Source organism: Acinetobacter sp. YWS30-1 (assembly GCF_033558715.1).
Classification (GTDB): Bacteria; Pseudomonadota; Gammaproteobacteria; order Pseudomonadales; family Moraxellaceae; genus Acinetobacter.
In genome coordinates this window covers 1,927,332-1,952,572 of sequence record NZ_CP114606.1, presented here as the reverse complement: position 1 = coordinate 1,952,572, position 25,241 = coordinate 1,927,332, and the positions used below count along the sequence as shown (strand labels likewise).

Annotated in this window: 22 protein-coding genes and 1 tRNA gene; 6 read left to right on the top strand and 17 right to left on the bottom strand. The window is 42.2% G+C overall.

Translation table 11 applies throughout. From position 1 onward, the window contains the following. Window positions 1–13 precede the first annotated feature (13 nt). The 4 genes from glnD to O4M77_RS09090 form a co-directional block, all read right to left on the bottom strand. Complete coding sequence (glnD, locus tag O4M77_RS09105; protein WP_200228804.1) at window positions 14–2,680, bottom strand: [protein-PII] uridylyltransferase; 2,667 nt, start codon at window positions 2,678–2,680, stop codon at window positions 14–16. Between the two features lie 23 nt (window positions 2,681–2,703). Continuing rightward, the gene (gene purT / locus O4M77_RS09100) at window positions 2,704–3,918 is read right to left on the bottom strand and encodes a formate-dependent phosphoribosylglycinamide formyltransferase (protein ID WP_200230862.1); all 1,215 of its coding nucleotides are present in this window, start codon (window positions 3,916–3,918) and stop codon (window positions 2,704–2,706) included. Window positions 3,919–4,772: 854 nt separating this feature from the next. Continuing rightward, complete coding sequence (gene ygaH, locus O4M77_RS09095) at window positions 4,773–5,120, bottom strand: L-valine transporter subunit YgaH (protein ID WP_159123254.1); 348 nt, start codon at window positions 5,118–5,120, stop codon at window positions 4,773–4,775. Next, window positions 5,117–5,845, bottom strand: a complete 729-nt coding sequence (locus O4M77_RS09090) for an AzlC family ABC transporter permease (RefSeq protein ID WP_171505577.1) — start codon at window positions 5,843–5,845, stop codon at window positions 5,117–5,119. Before O4M77_RS09090 ends, ygaH begins: the two co-directional genes overlap by 4 nt. Window positions 5,846–5,973: 128 nt before the next feature. Between O4M77_RS09090 and O4M77_RS09085 the strand changes: the two genes are divergently transcribed. Beyond that, entirely contained in the window at window positions 5,974–6,468 is a 495-nt protein-coding gene (locus tag O4M77_RS09085; protein ID WP_159123256.1) for a hypothetical protein, read from the top strand. 527 nt (window positions 6,469–6,995) lie between these two features. Here O4M77_RS09085 and O4M77_RS09080 read toward each other — a convergent pair. The 9 genes from O4M77_RS09080 to O4M77_RS09040 all read right to left on the bottom strand — a co-directional run bounded on the left by O4M77_RS09080 (window position 6,996) and on the right by O4M77_RS09040 (window position 16,311). Beyond that, entirely contained in the window at window positions 6,996–7,610 is a 615-nt protein-coding gene (locus O4M77_RS09080; protein ID WP_179993079.1) for a superoxide dismutase, read from the bottom strand. Between the two features lie 213 nt (window positions 7,611–7,823). Next, window positions 7,824–8,915, bottom strand: a complete 1,092-nt coding sequence (gene ychF, locus O4M77_RS09075) for a redox-regulated ATPase YchF (RefSeq protein WP_323713372.1) — start codon at window positions 8,913–8,915, stop codon at window positions 7,824–7,826. Between the two features lie 111 nt (window positions 8,916–9,026). Next, a complete protein-coding gene (locus O4M77_RS09070; protein WP_159123258.1) occupies window positions 9,027–9,686 on the bottom strand; it encodes a methionine ABC transporter permease in 660 nt (219 codons plus the stop codon). Beyond that, window positions 9,667–10,737: a methionine ABC transporter ATP-binding protein gene (locus O4M77_RS09065; RefSeq protein WP_323713371.1), complete on the bottom strand. Its 1,071-nt coding sequence runs from the start codon at window positions 10,735–10,737 to the stop codon at window positions 9,667–9,669. The genes O4M77_RS09070 and O4M77_RS09065 overlap by 20 nt, the downstream gene beginning before the upstream one ends. A gap of 10 nt (window positions 10,738–10,747) precedes the next feature. Further along, window positions 10,748–11,590, bottom strand: coding sequence for a MetQ/NlpA family ABC transporter substrate-binding protein (locus tag O4M77_RS09060; protein WP_323713370.1), 843 nt, complete (start codon window positions 11,588–11,590; stop codon window positions 10,748–10,750). Between the two features lie 9 nt (window positions 11,591–11,599). After that, entirely contained in the window at window positions 11,600–12,430 is an 831-nt protein-coding gene (locus tag O4M77_RS09055) for a MetQ/NlpA family ABC transporter substrate-binding protein (RefSeq protein ID WP_323713369.1), read from the bottom strand. Window positions 12,431–12,449: 19 nt separating this feature from the next. Continuing rightward, window positions 12,450–13,874, bottom strand: coding sequence for an LLM class flavin-dependent oxidoreductase (locus O4M77_RS09050; RefSeq protein ID WP_323713368.1), 1,425 nt, complete (start codon window positions 13,872–13,874; stop codon window positions 12,450–12,452). Further along, a complete protein-coding gene (locus O4M77_RS09045; RefSeq protein WP_179993085.1) occupies window positions 13,874–15,097 on the bottom strand; it encodes an SfnB family sulfur acquisition oxidoreductase in 1,224 nt (407 codons plus the stop codon). The genes O4M77_RS09050 and O4M77_RS09045 overlap by 1 nt, the downstream gene beginning before the upstream one ends. 11 nt (window positions 15,098–15,108) lie before the next feature. After that, on the bottom strand, window positions 15,109–16,311 hold the full coding sequence (locus tag O4M77_RS09040; RefSeq protein WP_323713367.1) for an SfnB family sulfur acquisition oxidoreductase: 1,203 nt from the start codon (window positions 16,309–16,311) through the stop codon (window positions 15,109–15,111). Between the two features lie 381 nt (window positions 16,312–16,692). Here O4M77_RS09040 and O4M77_RS09035 point away from each other — a divergent pair, with 381 nt between their 5' ends. Then, window positions 16,693–17,457: a glutathione S-transferase family protein gene (locus O4M77_RS09035; protein WP_166136146.1), complete on the top strand. Its 765-nt coding sequence runs from the start codon at window positions 16,693–16,695 to the stop codon at window positions 17,455–17,457. A gap of 56 nt (window positions 17,458–17,513) precedes the next feature. On the opposite strand, the gene O4M77_RS09030 is transcribed toward O4M77_RS09035, so the two are convergent. After that, entirely contained in the window at window positions 17,514–19,187 is a 1,674-nt protein-coding gene (locus O4M77_RS09030) for a hypothetical protein (RefSeq protein ID WP_323713366.1), read from the bottom strand. 363 nt (window positions 19,188–19,550) lie between these two features. Here O4M77_RS09030 and O4M77_RS09025 point away from each other — a divergent pair, with 363 nt between their 5' ends. Next, complete coding sequence (locus O4M77_RS09025) at window positions 19,551–20,021, top strand: Lrp/AsnC family transcriptional regulator (protein WP_004784091.1); 471 nt, start codon at window positions 19,551–19,553, stop codon at window positions 20,019–20,021. Between the two features lie 66 nt (window positions 20,022–20,087). Here O4M77_RS09025 and O4M77_RS09020 read toward each other — a convergent pair whose 3' ends face one another. Next, window positions 20,088–20,837 (bottom strand): YebC/PmpR family DNA-binding transcriptional regulator, encoded by a 750-nt coding sequence (locus O4M77_RS09020; RefSeq protein WP_004784089.1) that lies wholly within the window; start codon window positions 20,835–20,837, stop codon window positions 20,088–20,090. 243 nt (window positions 20,838–21,080) lie between these two features. Beyond that, window positions 21,081–21,635, bottom strand: coding sequence for a 1-acyl-sn-glycerol-3-phosphate acyltransferase (locus tag O4M77_RS09015; RefSeq protein WP_180002176.1), 555 nt, complete (start codon window positions 21,633–21,635; stop codon window positions 21,081–21,083). A gap of 798 nt (window positions 21,636–22,433) precedes the next feature. Here O4M77_RS09015 and O4M77_RS09010 point away from each other — a divergent pair. The 3 genes from O4M77_RS09010 (at window position 22,434) to O4M77_RS09000 (ending at window position 24,290) form a co-directional block, all read left to right on the top strand. Further along, window positions 22,434–22,510: transfer RNA gene (locus O4M77_RS09010), tRNA-Ile, on the top strand. A 193-nt stretch (window positions 22,511–22,703) separates the two neighbouring features. Next, the gene (locus O4M77_RS09005) at window positions 22,704–23,903 is read left to right on the top strand and encodes a tyrosine-type recombinase/integrase (RefSeq protein WP_071851760.1); all 1,200 of its coding nucleotides are present in this window, start codon (window positions 22,704–22,706) and stop codon (window positions 23,901–23,903) included. 129 nt (window positions 23,904–24,032) lie between these two features. Next, entirely contained in the window at window positions 24,033–24,290 is a 258-nt protein-coding gene (locus tag O4M77_RS09000; protein ID WP_082180566.1) for a hypothetical protein, read from the top strand. Between the two features lie 523 nt (window positions 24,291–24,813). On the opposite strand, the gene O4M77_RS08995 is transcribed toward O4M77_RS09000, so the two are convergent. Then, window positions 24,814–25,140, bottom strand: coding sequence for a helix-turn-helix domain-containing protein (locus O4M77_RS08995; protein WP_086044662.1), 327 nt, complete (start codon window positions 25,138–25,140; stop codon window positions 24,814–24,816). Between the last annotated feature and the right edge of the window lie 101 nt (window positions 25,141–25,241).

Here is a 25,241-nt window from a genome sequence, read left to right as displayed (position 1 = left end):
ACCGAGCAGTGTGTTAGTGTTGAGCATTGACCTGATGTGAGGCTTCATCCAGAGCAGCTTTTAATGCCGCTGCAAAATTGTCAGACTCTATTTGGGTCATTGGGCTGCCATCTTTTTTGGTGACAAAGAAAATATCTTCAGCACGTTCGCCAAGCGTAGCAATTTTGGCAGAGTGAATATCCAGACCCTGCATCATAAATAAACCGCCAATTTTCGCAAGTAAACCAGGATGGTCAAGTGTCGCAATTTCCACCATATTCTGATTTAAAGCCTCATTGAGAGTGATATCGACAGTATTTTCAATATCAAAATGACGTAACTGACGCGGAATGCGGCGCTGCATCAGACCTGGATATTCATCAGAATGACTTAAGGCATCCTGTAAGGCTTCAATCACAGTCGCTTCACGTTCTGGGTCAGTCAGCAGCGTGCCAAAACGGTCAAGTACGACATAGGTATCCAGACTAAAGGCTTTGGTTGCGGTAATAATTCGGGCATCCTGAACGTCCAGATTCATGCGATCCAGAACAGCAACCGTGGTAGCGAACAGATTTGGCTTGTCTTGGGTATAGATGAAGATCTGCACGGCATCCTGCGCATATTTACGATGCGCACGCATTAATACCAATGGTGCAGGATTATCCCCATGTTCCAGAATGGCACGGGTATGCCAGGCGATTTCATCGGCAGATTCTTTCAGGAAGTAATCATCGCCCAATTCCTGCCAGACTTTTTCGACATCATAAAGCGAGAAATGTTCCACCAACCGTTCACTGGCTTCAAATTTGGTATCTTCAATCAGCATCTGGTAATCAACCGGACGGCCCAAGCCAGAACGGATCACATCACGTGCATGCGTATAAAGCTGACGCATTAAAGAAGAACGCCAGGTATTCCAGAGTTTTGGATTGGTCGCATTAATATCTGCCACTGTCAGCGTGTACAGATAATCCAGATGCTCCATATCGCCCATTTTTTCAGCAAATTCTTTGACTACATCCGGATCGGAAATGTCTTTTTTCTGTGAAGTCACCGACATGGACAAATGGTTTTCAATCAGCCAGGCAACCAGATTGCATTCACGTTCGGTAAAGCCATGGGTACGGCAGAACTGAATCGCATCGGCTGCACCAAGCTCACTATGATCGCCACCACGACCTTTGGCAATGTCATGAAAAATAGCCGCTAGATAAACAATGTCACGACGTGCTAGGCGCTGGAACACGGAGCTGACCACTGGGAATTCTTTGGCAAATTCGGGTTCTTTGAAGCGGTTCAGATTGCGGATCAAGAGCAGGGTATGTGCATCCACGGTATAGATATGGAACAGGTCATATTGCATCAGGCCGGTAATCTGTCCGAAAGCCGGAATATATTTGCCCAGAACACCATAACGTTTCATCGCAACTAGCGTTTCGTATAGGCGATGCGGTGAACGAATGATGGCCATAAACAGGGCTTGGTGTACCGGATTATCACGGAAATCCTGATCAATACGTTTAGCTGCCAGTGTAAGCAGACGTAAAGTACGGGCACGTATACCTTCAATTTCAGGACGATTGGCCAGCAAATAGAAGATTTCCAGAATGGCACTTGGCTTTTCCGAGAAAATCTTGTGATGTTGAACTGCTAACTTGCCATCGACCAGTTTGAAATTTTCATTGATTTCTTCAATCTGGCGTTCATATTGAGGTAAACGCGGAGTAATCACTGATTCATTGAAATAAGCCAGCAGCATTTCATTCAGAGTTGAAACCTGCTGCGCGCTACGATAATAGCGCTTCATGAACTGTTCGATTGGATAGTTCGGTGGCTGACCTTCTTCACGGGTATAGCCAAACATCGCCGCAATATCCCGTTGATAATCGAACAGCAGGCGGTTTTCATCGCGCTTGGTCAGGCGGTGTAAATGATGACGAATTTCCCAGAGGAAGCTTTCAGCTTCTTCGAGTACGGCAAGTTCAAATTCTGAAATAAAGCCCAGATGCACCAGGTCATAAATACGGTTGACGCGGAAATGACGTTTGGCAATCCAGCCAATCTGGTTAATATCACGGATACCGCCCGGTGCATTTTTAATATCCGGTTCCAGATTGCTTTCAGTATTATTGTGCTGAGCATAGCGTTTGTGCTGCTCATCCATTTTCGCATCAAAAAAGGTTTTATCGGTCCAGGTCTGTGACACGATCCGGCGTGGCCATTTGGTCAAATTTTCATTGCCAATGATCAGACGTGCCTCGATCAAAGACGTCGCTACAGTAAGGTCGCTGCTGGCCTGATTGACACATTCATTGATGGTACGAACACTGATGCCCGGTTTGAAATTGCCCACATCCCAAAGCGAAGAAATAAAGCTGGAGATCAGCTTTTCCTGCTCTGAAGTGAAATCATCTTCTGAGAGGATCATGATATCGACATCTGAATATGGCAGCATTTCGCGGCGGCCATAACCGCCGACTGCGAAAAGCGCCAAATCGGTCTGATCAAGTTCAGCATGATTCCACAGAAATTGCAGGGCTTCATCAATCAGGTTAGAACGAGCCTGAATGATGTCACGGATGGACTGTCCATTTTCAAAACATTCCTGAAGCTGATTTTCTACATCGCTACGCCATTGATTGATCGCTTTGATGTCATTGTGACTTTTAATGTAATTCAGCAGCGGGGAGGTATTGATCATGAACAGTGGTCCGTTGTATTTACTTAATTTTGATGAACATTAACTTGGTCAGCAACCTGTTGAGCCAGCTCGCGAGCCTGTTCAATGCTTTCTGCACGCGCAGTCGCGACACCCATACGGCGGCGTTTAAAACCTTCAGGTTTACCAAACAGGCGTAAATCGGTATCGGCATGGGCTAAAGCAAGATTCAGGCCAGAAAATGAAAGGTTGCGATCATCGACACCTGCGTAAATCACGGCACTGGCAGCCACACTATGGCGAGCTGTATTGACTGGTAAGCCTAAAATAGCACGGGCATGCAGTTCAAATTCACTCTGGAACTGGGAAGCCAAAGTGACCAGACCAGTGTCATGCGGGCGAGGTGAAACCTCACTAAACCATACTTTGTCGCCTTTGACAAAGAGTTCTACACCAAAAATGCCGCAACCGCCCAATGCCGTGGTGACTTTATTCGCGATACGTTTTGATTCTTCCAGAGCAGCGGGACTCATTGGCTGAGGCTGCCAGCTTTCTACATAGTCGCCTGAGTCCTGACGATGTCCGATTGGATCACAGTAAGAGGTTTCGATTTCGCCAGTTTGAGGATTTTTAGCCCGCACAGTAAGCAGGGTAATTTCAAAATCAAAATCAATCTGTGATTCGACAATTACTTTGCCCTGATTAACTCGACCACCTGTTTGCGCATATTCCCAGGCAGCATCGACTTCTTCAAAACTTTTCACGCGAGATTGGCCTTTACCTGAAGAAGACATCACCGGCTTCACAAAGTTTGGATAACCAATGTCATCACAGGCTGCGCGGAAAGATTCCAGAGAAGCGGCAAAGCGATAAGCAGACGTCGGTAAGCCTAGTTCTTCAGCTGCCAGACGACGAATGCCTTCACGATTCATGGTCAGGTTAACCGCTTTAGCAGAAGGAATTATAGTTGCAATATTCTGTTCTTCGATTTCAACCAGTACTTCTGTCGCAATCGCTTCAATTTCAGGAACAATGAGATGCGGCTGAATTTTTTGAATGAGCTGTTTGAGTTCTGCTGCATCTGCCATATTTAAGGCATAAGAAAAATGTGCCACCTGCATGGCAGGAGCATCTGCATAACGATCTGCAGCATGAACTTCTACACCTAAACGTTGCAAGGAAATCACCACTTCCTTACCTAGTTCTCCTGAACCTAGCAATAGAACTTTAAAAGCTGAAGATTGAAGAGGAGTACCAATAGTCACGTTCATGTGTATTATCCATGCTTGATTTTATGGACTTTTAGCATAACAGAACTCAATGCCGAGATAAGCCGAGTTTCATACAAAATTGTGATATTAGCCAGCAGTTTTATTTATAAAAGTTTATAGAGAATCGCATCTGAAATCAGTCAGTTCACTTTACTGTATTTTTCACAGGGTTTAAATGATAAATCCGGTTTTGCGGATTGAGTTTTTCCATATGCAGAATTTGCATGTCATTGAGCTGAAGTCGATGGAGAAGTTTCAGACTCTGTATACTCTTAAAGGCATAAAAGGGAATGACAAAAGGACAGATAAAACCAAACATCCATAGCAATAAACCAAATCCTGAAAATCGCAGTGCATCTAAGAATACAGTGAAAAATTGGAATTGATGATTTGACACTGCGACAAGTGCAAAAAATAGAAACAGTAAAATTATACTAAAGCAAAATACATAAATGAGATTTGGAATGCCTTTATGTAGCAGGCTCCATCGGCTAAAAATGATTTGTTTGGGATGCAGATGGATTACCTGTTGAGTCTGATTGTAGAGGGCAATGATTTTATTTTTGCCATGCTTCTGAATATAAATGATACAGATATGATCTGCGGGTCAGCAACCACTTCTACAAAATGACCAGTAAAATTCTGTGTATTAATAAGGCATTCAAAATAGCAGCCGGGTAATTCATATTGGCTAAAAATAGCTAACATCTCATCACGTCGATAATGAATAAATATTTTACCTTCAATTATTTGCTTTGGCTCGAACATGCCAATATTTTCCTTACTTTTTTTCTTATATAAAAAAGACTTATGCAATTAATTTAGCATAAGTCTTGAATGAGATTTTTAATTTTCTAAAAGGCTTAAAAAGGTACAGAGATATAGGTATAGATCAGGCCATAAGTTAAAGCTGCAGTTAAGGTCGCCATGACAATTTTCTTAAACTTGAAATACAGTCCAGCGAGTACAATAAAACCGATCAGCATGGCAAAGCTTTTATCTGGCGTTTCCAATAAGGGCGGTAAGGTCGCCACAACCAGCATGGAACTGATAGCAGCAATCCCAATTGAACCCAAAGCAATTTTCAGCCATAGCGCACCACGTTTTTGCGAACCCTGCTGAAATTTTTGAATTACATAGAAAGGGCCAAAACGTGAGGCAAAATTGGCAATCCCGACAATAATTCCGACCAAGATAATTTCAAGATTCATGATTGATCTCCTGCATATTCAGGATCTGGTTTTTTCAGCACATAGTGCTTGAACAGGCCGGCCAAAATGCCGGAACTGATGCCGATAAAGATCGCAGCGGACAGATCGATAAAATAACAGGCAACTGCTGAGACAATAATCGTGATGGTCACCACAAAGGTGTGTTTCTTTTCAAAGGCTGCCAATAAGAAACTTAAGAACAGGGCAGGTAGCAGGAAATCTAAAGCCGCCTGCAAGAATTGTGGCAAATTACTGACCTGATCAGCAAATAATCCACCTAAAAATGAACCTGTCGCCCAAGACAGCCAGCTAAACAGACTTAGACCTAACATCCATGATTCTGACCATTCCTGACGCCGTTGTGACAGCTTGATCATACCTGAAGCAAAGACTTCATCAGTAAGACCCCAAGCCCAGACTGCGGTTTTCTTCAGGTTTAAACGATCTTGAATCAGGTTTTGTAAAGCTGGGCCGTATAAAAGATGACGAATGTCCAAGGCAATCACGGTCAAGGCAGTCATCCAGATCGAAGTACCGCTACCAAGTAACGCTACAACTAAAAACTGACTGGCACCGGCATACATGGAGCAGGACAGAAATAAGGCTTCCCAGGCAGTAAAGCCGAACTGGGTGGCAGAAACGCCAAAGGCAAAGGAGACCGGAAGGTAAGTAAATATAATGGCCTGGCTATCTTTGGCACCTTGCCAGAAACCGGCAGGTTGCATCGCTACTGGATTGTGGTCAGACACAAAACACCTTGAGGGAGAGAGTTAAAACAGGGATTAAATCAAGATTGTGTATTGTACGCGAATTTACTAGCATAGTGCCGAAATGTTTAACTGGCGATTCTGATATGTTGATGTTCAAGACACGTGCAATGCTGGTCGGTGTTTTAATCGGCAGCACCTTATTTCTTCAAGCTTGTGGAAATGACAGTCAAGCGCCAAAAGCCGAAATTAAAGCGGCACCTAAACTCTCTAATGATGCGACCACTTATGCCAATGCTGCATGGCAATTCATGAATGAAGTCGATCCGCTGGTTTATAACAAGGAAATGGAACAGATAGATGCTCAGGTACGTCAACCGGCCCGTAAATTGAGTACTGACTGGCGCATTAATGTGAAAATGACTGACTCAGTGACGGAAGGAAAATATGCCTTATGTCGCAAGGCGTTAACCAGTCTGGAAATCTGGGCACGTAGCACCGTTGAAAATAGCAGTAGCGTGGCACAGAAACAGGCCGACTATGAGCGTGATAAACAGCAATGTCAGGGAGCTATTGCTCATCCTGAACTGGGAAATACTGATCCAAAGCAGAAAGGTAATGCAGTAGCTGAACAGTCTTAATCGGGTTTTATAATCTTCAGGCGGGACTTCGGTTCCGCTTTTTTGTTATAAAAAACGATTCTATTTATATAAATAAACAATAATTAAAATTAAGAAAGATTGCCCTGAATCATTAAAAAAGTCCTATAATTGACTCATAATCAAGCGATTTAGAGATAAAAGTTAATTTTTGGAGTCATTTTAAATGTTAAATAAATTGTTTTTAGCGATAAGTCTAAGTACTATTTTAGTAAGTGGAGTACAAGCTTCTCATGCGTGTGAAGTGGCACCATGTACCAATGGCTTTGATAGCGTCAATGTCTGTGAATTGCGTTCTTAAATTTTAAATCCATCTCCCTATAGAAAATTTAAACAGCAAAAATTAAAAGAAGCCTCAGAATAAGGCTTCCCATACAGTAGACGATCATGTCTTAAAGCAACATGAACAGACGTTCTAGATACAACACTGCTCCGCCCAAAAGAATACTGAGACCACAGAGCAAACGTAAAGAGTGCCAAGACATGAGATTTCGTCCTACTGTATTCATTTATGTTGAAAGTGCTTCTAGATAACGGCGATTCACTTCCTTCCAGTTCACAACATTAAAGAAAGCGGCAATATATTCAGGACGACGGTTCTGGTATTTCAAGTAGTAGGCATGTTCCCAGACATCCAGACCTAGAATCGGGGTATTGCCATGCATGAGTGGTGAGTCCTGATTGGCGCTGCTTTCTATGATAATGGTTTGATCAGGTGCCACGCTGAGCCAGGCCCATCCGCTACCAAAACGGGTCAGGGCTGCCTTGGTAAAAGCTTCTTTAAAGGCTTCAAAGCCGCCAAGCTCCTTGTCGATCGCCTGTGCAATTTCACCTTCAGGATTGCCACCTCCACTTGGACTCATTACTGTCCAGAACAGGGAATGGTTTGCATGACCGCCGCCATTATTAATCACATTATTTTTCAAATCTTCAGGTACCTGATTGGCTTTGCTCACCAGTTCTTCTACAGAAAGATCTTCCCATTCTGTGCCTTCAATACCTGCATTGATGTTGTTGATATAAGTTTGATGGTGCTTGGCATGGTGGATTTCCATGGTTTTAGCATCAATATGCGGTTCCAATGCATCATAAGCATAAGGGAGTTCGGGAAGGGTATAGCTCATTTTTAATTGTCCTTAAGCGTGATTGAGTGAGTGGAATTTTCGACTAAATTTTAAAATACGCTTGAGCTATATTAAATACAATGAGAATTATTATCATTTATGTTATGGGAAGAGATTTTTATAAATAGGATGTAAAGATGCGTATGAGAATAGCAAGAAGCCAAATTTAGTAACAAAAAAGCCCCAGATTTGGGGCTTTTCTTTGGCTTCAACTTATACGTTGAAACGGAAGTGCAGAACGTCACCGTCCTGAACGATATAAGTTTTACCCTCTAGACGCCATTTACCTGCTTCTTTAGCGCCAGCTTCGCCGTTATACTGTACAAAATCATCATAAGCAATACATTCTGCACGGATGAAGCCTTTTTCGAAGTCAGTGTGAATGACACCCGCTGCTTGAGGCGCAGTAGCGCCGACTTTAACCGTCCAGGCGCGAACTTCCTGTACACCGGCAGTGAAGTAAGTTTGTAGGCCAAGCAGTGAATAACCTGCGCGGATCACCACGTTCAGACCTGGCTCTTCCATACCCATTGCTTCCAGGAACTCAGCACGGTCTTCATCTTCAAGCAATGAAATTTCAGCTTCGATCTGGTTGCAAAGCGGAACCACGATTGCATTTTCAGCAGCTGCCAGTTCACGTACCGCATCGAGGTGCGGGTTATTTTCAAAACCGTCTTCTGCCACGTTAGCGATGTACATCGTTGGTTTAAGCGTTAACAGACCAAAGCCACGTACCAGTTTACGTTCGTCATCATCCAGATTTGCTGCACGGGCAGGTTTGCCTTCATCAAGCAAAGGTAGGATTTTTTCAAGAACGGCTTTAGTGGCTACAGCTTCTTTATCGCCACCTTTTGCAGACTTCGCCAGACGAGTCACTGCTTTAGTCACAGTTTCAAGGTCAGCCAGAGCAAGTTCAGTGTTAATGGTTGCGATGTCATCAAGCGGATCAATTTTGCCGTTGACGTGAATCACGTTTTCATCTTCGAAACAACGGACAACATGAGCAATTGCATCAGTTTCACGGATGTTTGCAAGGAACTGGTTACCCAGACCTTCACCTTTAGATGCACCAGCAACCAGACCTGCGATGTCCACGAATTCCATGGTAGTTGGTACCACGCGTTGTGGATTTACGATTTCAGCAAGTTTGTCCAGGCGTGGATCAGGCACAGGCACAATACCGGTGTTTGGTTCAATCGTACAGAATGGGAAGTTTTCCGCAGCAATTGCAGCTTTAGTTAATGCATTGAAAAGCGTAGATTTACCGACGTTAGGCAGGCCTACAATACCACAATTAAAACCCATGAAATAACTCACAAAGCGTTATATAAAAATTGCCAGTGATTTTACATGAAAGCCATGACAAAGTCAGGTCATGGCTAGGTGCTTTGTTGAAAACTTATGAAATAGATGTTTTTAGATTTTACGCTTGTCGAGCTGATTTGACAGGGTGTCACCAGTGGCCTGCACCAGCATGACCAGAATCACCAGCACTACAATCACCGCCAGCATGATCTGCATATCAAAACGCTGATAGCCATAACGGTAGGCAATATCGCCCAGACCACCGGCACCAATCGCACCGGCAATGGCTGATGAGTTAATCATAGTGACTAAAGTGACGGTAAAGCCTGCCACAATCCCCGGTAAAGCTTCAGGCAACAGCACATGCCAGATAATTTGCTTACGGTTACAGCCAATCGCTTGAGCCGCTTCAATCAGACCCTGATCGACTTCACGTAAACTCACTTCAGCAATACGCGCAAAGAAAGGAGTCGCGGCCAACGTTAAAGGTACAACTGCTGCCCAGACGCCATAGCTGGTGCCTACAATCCAGCGGGTAAGGGGAATTAAAGCGACCATTAAAATCAGGAAAGGCACCGAACGGGTAATATTTACAATCCAGCCCAGAGCCTGATTAATGGGTTTGGATGGATAGATCCCGTGTTCAGATGTACTGACCAGTACTACTGCCATCGGTAAACCAATCAGAAAGGCAACGATTGCGGATACACCAACCATGATGAGGGTATCGGTGGTTCCTGTTAGTAATAAATCAATGAGTTGGTCGTGCATAGCCAATCACCTCAATCTGTGCAATGTGTTGTTTTAGTTTTTGCTGAAGTAAGTCAGTATCCAGATTTAGATCGGCAACTGCGACAATCAGGCTACCGACCAGATGATTCTGGATGCTGTCGATATGACTTTGATAGAGATGCACCGGATGCTCGAACTGTTCGAAAATCACTTTCAAATCTGGTGAATGCTGAACACTAGAGGCATAGCGCAGTTTGATAATGCTATGCGTGGTATCAGCTGTGACTTCAGGACTAATCGCAAATGGTAATTCCAGTTGTTCCAGATTCAGCAGTTCCTGGGTGATCTGTTGCTGTGGGTTAGAGAATACAGACCAGACTTCACCGGATTCGACAATTTCACCTTTCTCAATCACGACGACTTGATCGCAAATTTCACGGATCACTTGCATTTCATGGGTGATCAGCACAATGGTAATACCAAGTTTCTGATTGATTTCTTTTAACAGTGATAACACCACGGAAGTGCTTTCCGGATCCAGTGCAGAAGTGGCTTCATCACAGAGTAGAATTTCCGGGTGATGCACCAGCGCGCGGGCAATACCGACACGCTGTTTTTGGCCACCGGATAGCTGAGAAGGGTAGTTCTGAGCCTTATCGCTTAAGCCGACCAGTTGCAGCACTTCGTTTACACGCGCATCAATGTCTGATTTTTTATAATTCGCGACTTTTAAAGGTAATGCCACATTTTCCCATACGGTTTTGGCAGACATCAGGTTGAAGTGCTGGAAGATCATGCCAATGCGCTGACGTAACTGGATCAGTTCAGCATGGGTTAAGCCAGCCAAATCCTGCTGATGGATATGGATATGACCTTCACTGATCTGTTCCAGACCATTCAAAGTACGTAGCAGCGAAGATTTCCCCGCGCCACTTTTTCCGATAATCCCGAAGATCTTTCCTTCAGGAATATCCAGATTGATGTCCTTTAAGGCATGTACCGATTTGCCTTGTACCTCATAGTATTTGTTCAGGTTGCGGATTTTGATATGCGGGACGGAAAACGCCACCTGAGAACCAAAACTCACCATAGTATTCTCCTTATTTCCAGCCTTCAAACCACATGCCAGTACCAAAATCCTGATCCAGAATTGCTTTGACTTTTGCAGAGCTCTGGAAGGCTTTTACAAAAGTCGCCAGTTTCTGATTTTTATCTTCGTAGTCTTTGCGTGTCACAAACAAAATGGCGTATTTTTTGTCGATTGGATCCAGGAACAGAGCATCATGCGGATCAGCCGCTTTAGCCAGTTTTAGATAATGCGGATAACCAAAGATCAGATCAGCTTCATTCAAGGCATGCGCTGTTTGCGGGCCTTCAACTTCAATAAACTGTAACTGTTTAGGATTATTCTTGATGTCCTTAACGGTTGATAATTCATTGTTGATATCTTTCAGTTCAATCAGTTTTGTACGGTTAAGAAGGATCAAGGCACGTGCCAGATTCACCGGATCATTTGGAATCACCACACGGGCGTTGTGAGGTAGTTCATCCAGCGATTTATATTTTTTGGAATATAAACCGACGTGACTACCCGTACCGGGCGCGAAGCTATGTAGATTGAAGTTGGTTTCGCGAATGGCATTTCTTAAGTACACACTTTGCTGAAAAAAGTTGGCATCAATATCATCATTTTGTACCGCGACATTGGGTGCATGCCAGTCGGAAAATTCAACCAGTTTCACATTAATACCTTGCGGTTTCAGTTCATCAGCCACACTTTGCAATAAGTCTGCATAAGGTAGGCTAATGCCAATGGTCAGTACATCTTCCTGCTGCTGACCCTTGGTCCAACGGTAAGCCGCCAGACCAAGAATGAGCGCCAGGATGACGCCGCCAATGATCCACTTCTTTGCATTCGAATTTGACGAATTTACTTGTGTCATAACTACACCTTATTTCCAACCTGGGAACCAGAGCTTCGCACCAAAGTCAGCATCTAGGGCTTCCTTCACGCGAGGTGAGTTCTGATAGATTTCCACAAATTTTTTCAGCTTGTCATTTTTATCCTGATAGTTCTCACGTACCGCAAATAGGATCGCATAACGGTTGTCTTTGTTAGAGTCAAATAACAACGCTTGTTCTGGATCAGCTGTTTTAGCCAGACGTAGGTAGTGTGGATAGCCAAATGCTAAATCAACATCATCAATGGCTCGTGCAGTTTGCGGACCTTCAACCTCAACGAATTGCAGATTTTTCGGATTCACTGCAATATCTTTCAGGCTGGAAAGATGGTTATTCGGATCTTTTAAAGTCACCAGTTTAGCCTGTTGTAATAACAATAGAGCACGGCCTTGGTTGACTGGATCGTTTGGCACCACAACTTTCGCGCCGTCTTTTAGCTTATCCAGACTGTTAATTTTCTTGGAATACAGGCCCACATGTGTGGCTGCGCCTTTAGCAAAGGCTTTGATCTTGAAATCAGTTTCTTTTTTAGCATTGTCCAAAAATGGCTGATGCTGGAAAAAGTTAGCATCAATATCGCCATGATTCAGGGTAATGTTTGGAGTATTCCAGTCCGAGAACTCGACCAGTTTGACATTTACACCTTGTTGTTTGGCCTCAATTGCTGCCACCTGTAAAGGTTTAGCAAAAGATGGGCTGATCCCAATCACCAGTTCATCCGAACCAGATTTCTTTTGCTGGTTCCACACCACTAGTCCGATAATGACGGCGGCAATAATCACCCCAATAACGGTGAATTTTGTTTTAACGGTTTGTGCCATGTTGCACCTCAAAATAAATTTATGCTGATTGTTTTTGCTTTAGGTTCGTGTTCGCTGTTGAGGCGGAGCTTTGACATCGGAATTGCTGCACTGGATGCGCACTAGGTAAGCGGTCTCCTTGCTGAAACAGCTTGTGTCTGAAACTGCCTTGTTCATATTCAGTTTTATAGCGTCCGCGCTGCTGTAATTCAGGAATCACTAATTGGATAAAATCCTGATGCGATTCAGGTGCAACCGTGCGAGTCAGGTTGAAGCCATCAATACCGGTTTCATCAATCAGCTGAATCAGTTTTTCTGCTATCGTGGCACCGCTGCCAACAATTAGTGGATAACGCCCACCTAACACATGCTGAGCTTTTAGGTCATTTGGCGTGATCTGCTGCTCTTTAAATTTTTGATTGACCGTTGCGATACTATTGGTTTTCTTGTACGGGATCGGTTCATCATCAGCAAATTTGGACAGGTCAATGCCAACTGAGCTGGAATAATGTGCAAGACCTGCTTCAGGGCTGGCATAGGCGCGATATTCATCCAGCTTTTGCTGTGCTATTTCATCCGTTGCTGCAGTGACCACGGTAATGCCGACAAAAATCTTGATCGCTTCAGGATCACGACCTTGTTCAACCGCTTGACGACGGATCTGATCGACCTGTTTCTTGATCTTGTCCGGGTGATCACCACCAATAAACATGCCTTCTGCATGCTGAGTGGCAAAAGCCATGCCACGTGGAGAAGCACCGGCTTGGAACAATACAGGTGTACGCTGAACAGAAGGGGAAACCTGGAATACACCTTGGCTGCGGTAGAACTGGCCCTGATGATTGATCTGATGAACCTTGGTGGGATCAGTAAAAATTCGATTTTGCTTATCTTTTAAAACTGCATTATCTTCCCAGGAGTCTTCCCAGAATTTGTAGCACAGCTGTAAAAACTCCTCGGCCTGTTCATAGCGCAGGTCATGGTCTTTCAGGCCATTTTCGCCAATCAGACGTTGTGCACTGTCCAGATAACCGGTGACAATATTCCAGCCGATACGGCCATGGGTCAGGTGATCCAGACTGGCAAAACGACGGGCGAACTGGTACGGTGACTCATAGCTGAGATTCACCGTGACACCAAAACCGAGATTCTCAGTGACTGCTGCCATGGCAGATACCAACGTGCTTGGGTCATGGCTGGGTAACTGAATGGATTCTCTTAGAGTCAGGTCAATGCCGTTCTGATAGACATCATAGACTCCGGTAATGTCGGCAATGAACAGGCCGTCAAACAGACCTTTTTCCAGCGTTTTCGCCAGATCAGTCCAGTAGCTCAGTTCATTAAAACGGTGTGATTCATCCCGCGGATGAGCCCACAAGCCATGATTGATATGACCCACGCAGTTCATATCAAAAGCGTTCAGCAGGATTTTTTTAGTTTTCGAGTTTGTTGTAGTCTTTGTCATTACAATGTCCCCCGGCGTGGAGGCAGAACACCATTCAGCAAATAATTGGCGATAAAATAGTATTTCCATCGTGAAGCATCATGCAGGGTATGCACGCGGGCATTACGCCAGAAGCGGTCTAAGCCATCTTCGCGCTGGCTACCACGACTGCCAGCCAGTTCAATCAGCTTCGATGATGCTTTTAATGCGGTTTCAGAACTGTGTGCACGCACTTTGGCTACATCTAGAGAGGCTTTGGCAACACTGACCTCAGTCGGAGCAACCTTGGCGGCATCAACAGAACGTGCGGCCTGTTTGAGTAACACTTCAGAAGCACGCACATCAGCTACCACACGGCCCAGTTCAAGTTTGGTCAGCGGATCATCGGTGGCCTTGTCCACACCAGAATCAATCCACGGACGCGCCTGACGTACACGGTCCAAGGTTTCCTCAAATGCAGCACGGGCAATGCCGGTTTCAATGGAGGCATGTAGCAATTGTGCGAAAGGACCGGAAATGGTTGGGCGGGAATAGGCCGTATCAAAACGTACCACATCTTCCTCAAGCACCTGCACGTTGTCGAATTTCACCGTGCCGCTGCCAGTGGTACGCTGGCCAAAACCGCTCCAGTCATCAATCAAGGTGAGACCTTCACTGTCACGTGGGACAAAGGCCAAGAATTGCTGCTCGCTTTCATCCACGACCAGTGTCGGAATGCGGTGCGCAAACAGGCTGCCGGTGCAATAGAATTTTTCGCCGTTAATGACATAACCTTGCTCGGTTTTGCGAATCGCAGTTTGGCGCTGTGCAGCAGTCTTGGTCTTGAATTCAGCTAGGGCATTACCAAAACGAGCACCTTTTAAGACTTCGGCATAGAGTTTCTGTTTTTGTTCCTCCGTGCCGTTATTGCGCAGGATTTCCAGACCATAGAAATGGTTTTGCGGAATCTGACCGATTGATCCATCCACACCGCTCATTAGGGCAATGACTTGTGCCACCGTATAGCTAGACACTTCTGCACCACCATATTCTTTAGGTACAGTAATCGCCCAGAGTCCGGACTGGCTATAAGCCTCGATTTCTTCGAAAGGCAGAATACGTTCAGCATCACGTTGTACTGAATTAATCTTGAACTGCTCTGCCAGATTATGGGCAATTTCTAGTGCTTCTTCATCAGATTTGATGATGTGCGCATGTGCCAGCTGTTCTGACTGCAATGGACTAATGTTTTGAAATGAAGTCATGGCAAATATCCTTAAATCCAGGCGTGGCGGGCAGGGAGTTTATGATTTAGGTAATAATCCCCAAGTGCATGCAGCTTCCAGCGGATCGGGTCATGCAAGGTATGCACACGGGCATTACGCCAATGCTGATCCAGATTGTGCTGACTGAGGCTGGAGCGACTTCCACCCAATTCCAGTAATTTTTCCGAGATATGTAGCGCAGCATCGTTGGCATAGACCTTGGCTTCAGCCACTAGAATTGAGGCTTTGGCTGCCTGCTCATCAGTCACAGATTCCAGCTGATCCAGTTCATCCAGATATTCAGCGGCTTCATCCAGCAGCAAAATCGCGGCATCGAGCAGCACAGAAGATTTGCCAACTTCCTGCAGGGTATAATGTTCTAAGCTGGCTTTTTCGACTTGAGCATCGACAATTGGACGTGCTTTTTGTACGGCAGTCAGCGTATCGGCAAAAGCAGCTTCGGCAATGCCGACATCAATCGCGACCTGCATCAATTGGGAATAGGCACCGCGGTAGCTTGGTTGATTTCCTAACAGACGCTCATCAAAAATCAATAGCGGATCAACTTCGACATGCTGAAGTTTGACGGTACCACTCGAAGTCGTGCGTTGACCAAAGCCATTCCAATTGTCGATCACTTCCACACCTTCAGCATTGCGGTCGACAATGGTTAGTACTACATGGCCTTCTGGATGAATCGCTTTAATCGCTAACCAGTGCGCGAAGCTACTACCAGTTGAATAGAATTTCTCGCCATCCACAAAATAGCGGCCATTTTCAAATGTTAAAGTGGTGGCAAGCGTCTTGGTATCTTTGGTATTGCGCTCTGGACCGCCATTCGCCAGACGCTTACCTTTTAGAATTCCGTTATAAATAAACTGTTTTTGTTCTTCTGTGCCCATGATCTCGATCATGTTGAGTAATGCGATCTGGTTCTGCGGAATTTGCCCGACACTTGAGTCAGCCTTATTAATAATCCGGAATACATGAGCCAGGGTTTTATTGGCAACAAATGCACCGCCGTACTGTTTCGGAATACGCATGCCGCCCAGGCCTTTCTGGCTGAACAGGTCAATCTCAGCAAAAGGTAATAGACGTTGCTGATCACGCTGATTACGGCCTTCCAGGGCAAAGTCTGCAACCTGATAAGCAGCATTAATCGCGTCGAGATCATTTTCGATGATATGAACTTTTTCAGAAGTTAAACGAGACATAATGACATCCTAAATCGATGCCAAAACGTTACAGCGAAAGCTTTATGTAATTAAGCAATTGCTTTTGCAAAGCTTATAAAAAAAGCTCTTTAAGATAAAAACTGCTAGATTCTTATAAATTTGGAATATAGTAACTGATTAAAATTAAATAGATTTTGAATAATTTCTTAATTTTAATAGATGTTTTTAAAGCAGTGCATATCTGCTTTATAGATAATCAAGACAAAAAAATGTATAAAAATACTCATCGCCGTGTTGAATAAGCAACATCTTTATTTTGAATAAAAAGTTCATTGTATTTCCAGTCTGGGGTGACTAAAGTATCCGACTAAATTAGATGGTTTTAATGCGATCTAACCTAAAAACAAGCATGGAGAATTTATGCGCATCTTATACCAGTTTCCACTTTCTCATTTTTGTGAAAAGGCACGCTGGATGCTGGATTACAAAGAGCTGGAATATGTCGCGCAAAACCTCATGCCGGGTGCCCATCGTGCCTTTGCCCGCCTGAAAACTGGACAAAACCGTTTACCGATTCTGCGTGATCAGGAACGGTGGATTGCGGATTCGACCAAAATCGCTCTATATCTGGATGAGCAATATCCTGAACACCGTCTGCTACCTGCAGAAGCAAGCTTGCGTCAGCAGGCACTAGATATTGATGAAATCACCCAGGAATTAGGCCGCCATGTGCGTCGCTGGATGCTGGCTCAGGCTTTATCGCATGACCATGAATCGATGGATATTCTGATTGGAGAAAAAGGCTATCTGCGCCAGTTTGAAAAATTCTCCAAGCCATTGCTAAAAACCATTTTGACCAAGGGTTATGCCTTGACTGAAGAAACACTGGAACAGTCCAAACAATTTATCAAGGATTCGGTTGAGCAGCTTAATCAGATCCGTATGGAAAAAGAAGGACCTTATCTCGTCGGTTCGCGTTTCTCTCTGGCCGATATTGCGGTTTGTTCGATTCTGGCCCCTCTATTGGCTATTCCGGGAACGCCGTGGGAGAGGGAAAGCTTTGAATCGATGTCGGATGAATACCGGGAATATCAAAGTCATCTGGCTGAGTTGCCATTAGGGCAATATATTCAAAAGATGTATCGTAATGAGCGCAATGCCCGTGTTGATTGGCGCGGTGTATAAAATTAAAAATGAAATAAAAAAACGCGCATAAAGCGCTTTTTTTTATGAGATTAGAATTAACTCCAAGGGCTGGTTTGATCAATATCACTTGTTTTACTGAAGCCACTGAGCAGTGAGCTAAAGTCAAACTTCGGCAGGGAACTACCACTTGAGATATTGGTAATAGTTTCTTTAATGGTTGGGAGGATTTCAGTAATGCTGATATTCGTAGCCGTATCAGTATTACTAATGCCGGAAATCAATTCGCTCAGATCAGGCAGTTGTAGGGACGAGTTATTACCGACTAAATTGCCAAGACTATCCGTGAATGCATCCAGACCTAAACCCTCTAAGCTTGGCACGCCAGAACCGAGTGACCCGAGCAGGTCGCCAATTTCAGGAAACTGAACACCATCCAGAAGATCCGAGAATTGACCTTCGCTATCAATCAGCGCAATCACTGGTTTTAGTGCTGTAATCACATTGTTGAGGTCGCTGGATAAGGTGAGCAGTAATGGGTTATTCACAAAATCCAGCACCACTTGTACGCCATTCAAGACATCGTAAAGAGAATTCACGATTTCTGCCTGATCAGCATCAAGAACGTCACTATTCGCTAATAGATTCAACAGTGGATTGATGCCTTTTAGTACATCTGCGATGGTGTCTGGCACATTACCTGAACCTGCAGAACTGATTGCAGATACCAATGTAGTCACACTACCAACCACTGTTGGTAAAACTTGGGTAAGCTGCTCCATATCAATGGATGAGTTACCTGTATCAATCGATGCAAGCAGTGGCATCAGGCTTTGCGTTACAGTTTGCGCAATGGTGCCCGTATCGATATTGCCTGAATTGCTGATTAGACCACTGAGCAAATTGGTAATAGCACCGATATCAAGGTCACTGCTTGCATTGCTCATTAGGTTACTGGCTAACAGATTGACTGAACTGGTATCTAAACTACCTGTTGAGCCACCGATCAATCCGCTGATCAAGTCAACAATTGCACCGATGTCGAGATCACTAGCGGCATTGCCACTGATGAGACCACCGACTAGATTGGCAATTTGACCAATATCTACATCGCCAAGTCCGCCAGAACCACCAATTAAGCCACTAACCAGTTCAGCAATTTGTGCGATATCAATATCACCACCTTGAATGAGACCACTGACGATACCGACGATGGCACCAATGTCTGTTCCACCAAGACCACCAGTACCTCCAATCAGGCCACTCAGCAGTTGAGTGATTTGGGTAAGATCAAGGTCGCCACCTTGCAATAAGTTGCCAGCCAGTTCAGCAATTTTACCGAGGTCTACATTGCCAGCACTGCCACCCATCAATCCGCTGACCAATTTGATAACTGCATTTAAATCCAGGGTTGATGTATTACCACCCATTAAACTGCCAAGCAGATTGCTGATTGAACCTATGTCAAAACCGCCACCATTGGCTTTCGTTAATTGGCTAATTAAACTGTTGATATCTAGTTGAGAAGCATTTGAGCCTGTAAATTGGCTAATTAAATCAGTGAGGGAACTGGAATTTAAACTTTTGCCAGAAAGCAGGCTGTTTAAGAGAGAATCCAGGGAAGGGGCAGAGGGGGTAGAACCTGTAATAGAACCAATAATGCCAGAAAGACTGCCACCCAATAAACCACCAAGTAAACTCGTATTTTGTATCTCTGTCGTGAGCACTGGACTGAGTTTAGTTTTAATTGAACTAAGAATACTAAAAGCCATAACCGTTCCTTGCGAATTTTTATCTTGTTATGTTTGTTGTGTGTTTTAGATAAACCGCTCAATTCTTATTCAATTTCTATACAAGTGTAAATCTAAGTTGGATTAATCATGCTTTGAAAATCCAGTTATCAGCGTCATAGTATTTATTCATAAATAGTTTAGTGATAAATAAGAATGATTTATTTAAAAAGAGACGTTTATCGAAAATTCGTTTTATACGACGAATGACCATAAACATGGTTTAAAACTGGTCATTGAGATGGGTCTGGCATTTTTTTTCAAATAACTGGTAATTTATGAAAAATTTATCAATACTATCAGCAAAACAATGATGTATTTGAATAAAATGGCAAGAGATTAAAGATGGAATTAGATCGTTTTGATAAGCACATTCTTGAAATTTTGACCCATGAAGATGTCAATCTGAATGAACTCTCGGAGAGAGTAAATTTATCTGTGAGTTCGGTACACCGCAGGATCAAGCATTTGATCGATCATAATATTATCAGTGGCTTGAAGCGCGAGATTAATTATCAAAAATTGGGCTTTAGTCTGCATGTGCTGTTGCAGGTTTCCTTAAGCAAGCATGATAGCGATACTTTTGCCAAATTTTTAGAAGAATTAGAAAATATTCCGGAAGTCATTAATGCTTTCCTGGTGACAGGACAGTCTGCGGATTTTATTGTCGAAGTTGTGGCACGTGATATGGAAAATTATAGTCAGATTCTATTAAGCCGAATCGGCAAGATCGAGCATGTCGTAGCACTGCATTCCAGCTTTGTGATCAAGGAATATAATGTTTTTAACTGTAGTGGTCTTTTAAATAAGGTTTAAAATTCCAGGCATTTTTTAACACATATAAAAAACGCACCCGAAGGTGCGTTTTGATCTCATAGAAGATTAGGCATCGAGTTGCGCTAAAACTTCATCAGAGAATTCAACGTTGGTATAAACGTTTTGAACATCGTCTAGGTCTTCAAGCATATCGATCATTTTCATGATTTTTTTCGCTTGGTCGATATCTGTGATTTCAGCTTTGGTAGACGGGCTCATCACCACTTCAGCGTTATCAGATTTTAAACCTGCAGCAGCTAAAGCATCTTGTACTGTACCGAAGCTTTCAGGCGTAGTGATCACCAGGATTTCATCTTCATCCACTTCGATGTCTTCAGCACCCGCTTCAAGCGCCACTTCCATGATTTGATCTTCTAAAGACACATCTTCAAAAGTAATTTCGCCACGTTTAGTGAATAGGAAGGATACTGAACCGTTGGTACCGAGGTTACCATCAGTTTTAGTAAAGCAGTGACGTACATCAGGAACCGTACGGTTCAGGTTATCTGTCATGGTTTCAACAATAACCGCAACGCCGCCTACGCCATAACCTTCATAGGTTACTTCTTTCAGATCGTCGTTATCTTCACCACCGGCACCACGCTGAATCGCGCGATTGATCACATCACGTGTCATGTTTACAGATAATGCTTTTTCTACAACAGCACGTAGACGAGGATTACTACCCGCATCAGCGCCACCGAGTTTAGCAGCAGTTGTTAATTCACGAATGTACTTGGTAAACAACTTACCACGACTGGCATCTTGTTTTGCTTTACGATGCTTAATATTGGCCCACTTGGAATGACCCGCCATGCGAAATATGCTCCTTGTAGATTGGCTGTATGCCTATCGAATTGCGCCGATTCTACCATAAGCTCTTTTTTTGAAAAAAGAGTCTGGATTTGAGATTTAATGATAATGCCAAAAAAATAGGCAATAAAATAGAAAGGCAAAGCAATAAATGTAAATAAAAACTTAAGAAAATGTTTGCTGAGAAAATGCCTAAATAATAAAAGGGCAGGTGAAACATTATTCTCAAGCCCTTTTATGGAAAGTTTATTCCGGGATAATGATATCCAGACCAACATTCTCTTTATAGAGCTGCTTGATTAAAGCCAGATCATGCGCGAGATCAGTCGGGTAGATTTTGCCAAAAATCCCGCCTTGCTTGGTCTTGGAATTGGCGTACATCAGCACAATTGGCACATTGGCAGCTTTGGCAATATGCCAGAAACCGGTACGGATCGGTTTACGTGCTTCACCATTTTTGGCACGGGTGGCTTCAGGTGCGATCACCAGATTGAATTTTTCATTATTCTGAAAATGTTCAACCATTATACTGACAATATCTTTATTGGCTTTACGGTCGACCGCGATACCACCCATGGCTTCCAGAATTGGTTTCATTGGGCCTTTGAACAGTTCTTTCTTGATCAGGGTATGAATTTTGATGTCATACATCTTAAAGAGCGCCAAAGATAGAACTGCATCCATCATGGATGTATGTTCAAATCCGACAATGACCTGTTTATCTTCGAGTACATCGGGTTCGACATGATATTGCCAACCGGCAAGTTTAAATGCAGATTCGCCAATAAATTTGTTTAGCATAAGTAGAAAGAAATAAGAGCTAACGGTATGAACTGCATAATTTCTTCCTGTTCTTATTCACAGTCAATAGGCTTTAATTAAAATTCATTAATAATATAAAAAATCCAAAATTAAAAATGTATATTAAATAGTTTTTTAAGACCTGAAAGATATAAATAAATACTTAATAATCCTTAGGAAATATCATCTTATATAAAATAAGTCTTAAAATGATGAAAAAATGACTATCCAGCACAAATTTTAGTTATTAGACTTTTGTCGAAGAAAAGAAGAAATAGTGTCTTTTCTATTTTCTGGTCATTTTCTCTCTGAGATTGAAACCTATGACGTATATTACAGCTTTCATGTTCTCAATGCTTCTTTTAGCACTGGTTATTGTATGGTCTTTAATCGAAATCTATATGGATTTGCGTAAAGACGAGAAATTGGAATCGGAATTTTAGCCTTTATAGATTTTTAAAGAATATTTCCTGTGATTATATTTCCATATATAATAGTTGGTATTTTTATTGATTATGGATATATTGAGACGTAAAAGCGATCAATTTATCGATTTGATATTCGAATAATTAGCGTAGCTCTCTTTATTTTAGATAGAAAATATATATGTCATATTAGGGCTTTGCTAACTCAAATTAGACTGAAGTCTTAAATCCTAAACAGGGCAGTTATTAAGAATAAAAAATGGTTGCTGGCTAAGTGTGCAAGCAGCAAGAAAAGTACTTGTTTTTTGATCTAATCTTGGCTAGTATTCAATGCGCCTGAACTAGTTGAAATATAACAAATTCAGTCTATATAGGGCCTATAGCTCAGTTGGTTAGAGCAGCGGACTCATAATCCGTTGGTCGACAGTTCAAGTCTGTCTGGGCCCACCAAATTCATGTGTTTATATAGTAAAATACATACTTAAACCCTTAATTCTAAAAGAGTTAAGGGTTTTTTAATGTCTTAAGAATACTCAGGTGTACTCGTATAAAAACACCCTATTTGTATCCTAGCTTGTATCCTGTATAAAAAATAGAACTCAGGATACAGGAGCCTAGTTTAATCTAGGAAAATCAAAATTTTATGGCTAAATCTAAATTACTCACAGATACCCAATATGCAGCGTTAAAAGCACAAGAATCTGAGTACAGAGTTTCCGATATTTCAGGTCTGTATTTAAAAGTTGGTGTAACAGGTAAAAAGTCATGGCAGTTAAGATTTAAGAGTACAGTTGGTAAGTGGACATGGCTTGGGTTAGGAAGTTACCCCGTAATCTCAGTCAAAGAAGCACGATCATTGGCGATTAAATATCAAAATGGTGAAATTATTTTAAAAACTAAAAATGAGAAGTTATTGGAGGCGAAACAACAAGAGAATATGTTGTTTGGTAATTTACTGATTAAATGGATGAATACGAAAAAAGGTGTATGGACTGATAAAACTTTTAAGAAAGAATATCAGTCTATAGAAAGGCATATATTGCCAGTATTTGGTCAACGTCTATCTAAAGAAATTTCTGCGTCTGAGTGGAAAGAATTTTTCAGAAAAAAACAATTAAATGAAGGGATATTTAATCGTCTTGAAAAATTAATTTCGTATTGTCGTAATGCGTATGATTATGCAATTGATGATAATTTAATCAGCTACAACCCTCTTGCAAGAGTACGAAAAGGCCTAGCAAATCATACTGCAGGTTCAATGAAACATGTCGTAATGGATGAACTTCCAGACCTTGTTAATGCAATCCGTAATTATCGCTCTGAAACTACTAGTATTGGACTCGAATTGCTAGTAGTGCTATTTCCTAGGCCTGGTGAGTTAAGAGCCGCACGTTGGGATCAATTTGATTTTGAAACAAGCGTATGGCTTAGACCTGCAGATATTATGAAAAGGAGAATAGCTCATGCGATACCGTTACCGAAGCAAGCAATTAAATTATTGCTTCGATTAAAAGAGATTTCAGGGGATGGCAATGAATATTTGTTTCCATCAAGAAGTAATTCAAATGAAAAATTTATATCTGACGTGACCTTCAATTCAGCATTGAAACGAATGGGGTATGCGGGGAAGCAAGATCCTCATGGATTTCGCCACATTGCGAGTACCTATTTGAATGATGTTTTTAGCGACAAAGAGCAAGTGATTGAATCAGCATTGTCTCATCAAAAGTCAGGTGTGAAGGGTGCCTATGATAAAGGTGCTCACTTAAGGGAAAGGGTGGATATTATGCAATTTTGGGCTGACCACTTGGATTCGATCTGCGGCGAAAGAATATTTGATTAGCGTGTTCTTGTTATAATTTTAGAAGCCGAAACGTTATTTTCGGCTTTTTTTTTTGCCAAATAGGACGGTTGAAGATGTCATTTTTCTAATGTGTGTATATTAATTGGTTTTGATAGGTGTAATAACTTTATGAAACCTTTACTAAATCCCCATAGGAACATAAATCCAACTTTAATCAAACTTCGTGAAGAAAATGTATGGCGTTGTTCAAGTAGTTTAGTATGTGAAATTTTAGAAATTAATCGTCAGCAACTCATCAAACTTCTAAATGCCTTTCCTAATTTTCCAAAACCCATGAGAGATCGAGAGACTCGACAAGCAGTGATGTACTTTGATGTTGATGAGATTTTTCAGTGGTGCATAAATGAATTTCATTCTGATTTTTGAGCAAAATTGAACGAATCGAGACGGTTGGAAAAATATTTTTTTTAGTTTGCTATGATTTTTTCTTTTTTTGAAAAAATACTTATGTTGGAAATGAATATACCACAATCAACTGTAATTCAAGCAAGTGAACCGTTCGCTTTAAAGTTTAATGATGTAGCAAAAAAATTAGGATTATCGAGGACGGGACTAAACTTTTTGATCGCAAAGAATCCCGATTTTCCAAGACCTTTTAAGCTGTCAGATGGTGAAAAAGCGCATAACTACTTTGATTATATGGAGGTGTTCAATTGGTATGAAATACAGAAAAATAATAGATCTTCTGTTAGTAATAAAAAATAAAGTGGTTTATATAGGAACGTTTAGATAATGGAGCAAGGTTAGAGAGGTGATTTTATAAAACCAAGATTTAAATTTACTTTAAATAAAGTACTTCACGAGGAAAAAGCTATTTTGATCCTTAAAAAAACCACGTTAGGTGGTTTTTTAATTTTCTAGTCTTCAGATTCTATATGCAGGGTCGACTCTAGTTATGATCTAAAGAAACAATAAATTTCTCAATCATTCTTCGCTCAACCTCAGGTAATTTTTGCAAAGTGCTCATAATAGGATCAACACCTAATGCACTCATCTCTTCACTCCGTCCTAAAATGTAATCGGCTGATATATTAAGTACGACAATGAGCTTATAAAAATTTTCTAAAGAAGGTTTACGTGAGCCCGACTCAAAATGCGCAATAGAGGTTACGGGTATTCCCGTTTTTTCAGCGAGTTCTTGCTGTGTCAGCTTTCGTATCTTTCTAACTTCTTTCAATCGAATCTTAAATTCATTCGAGTCTAATTCAAGTGTCATTATTACCGCCAAATAGACAATAAAAACTTGACGTTTTAGTCATGTTTTTATATAAATATAGACATAGTTTAGATGCTTACTTGTGAAACGAGAAGCAACTA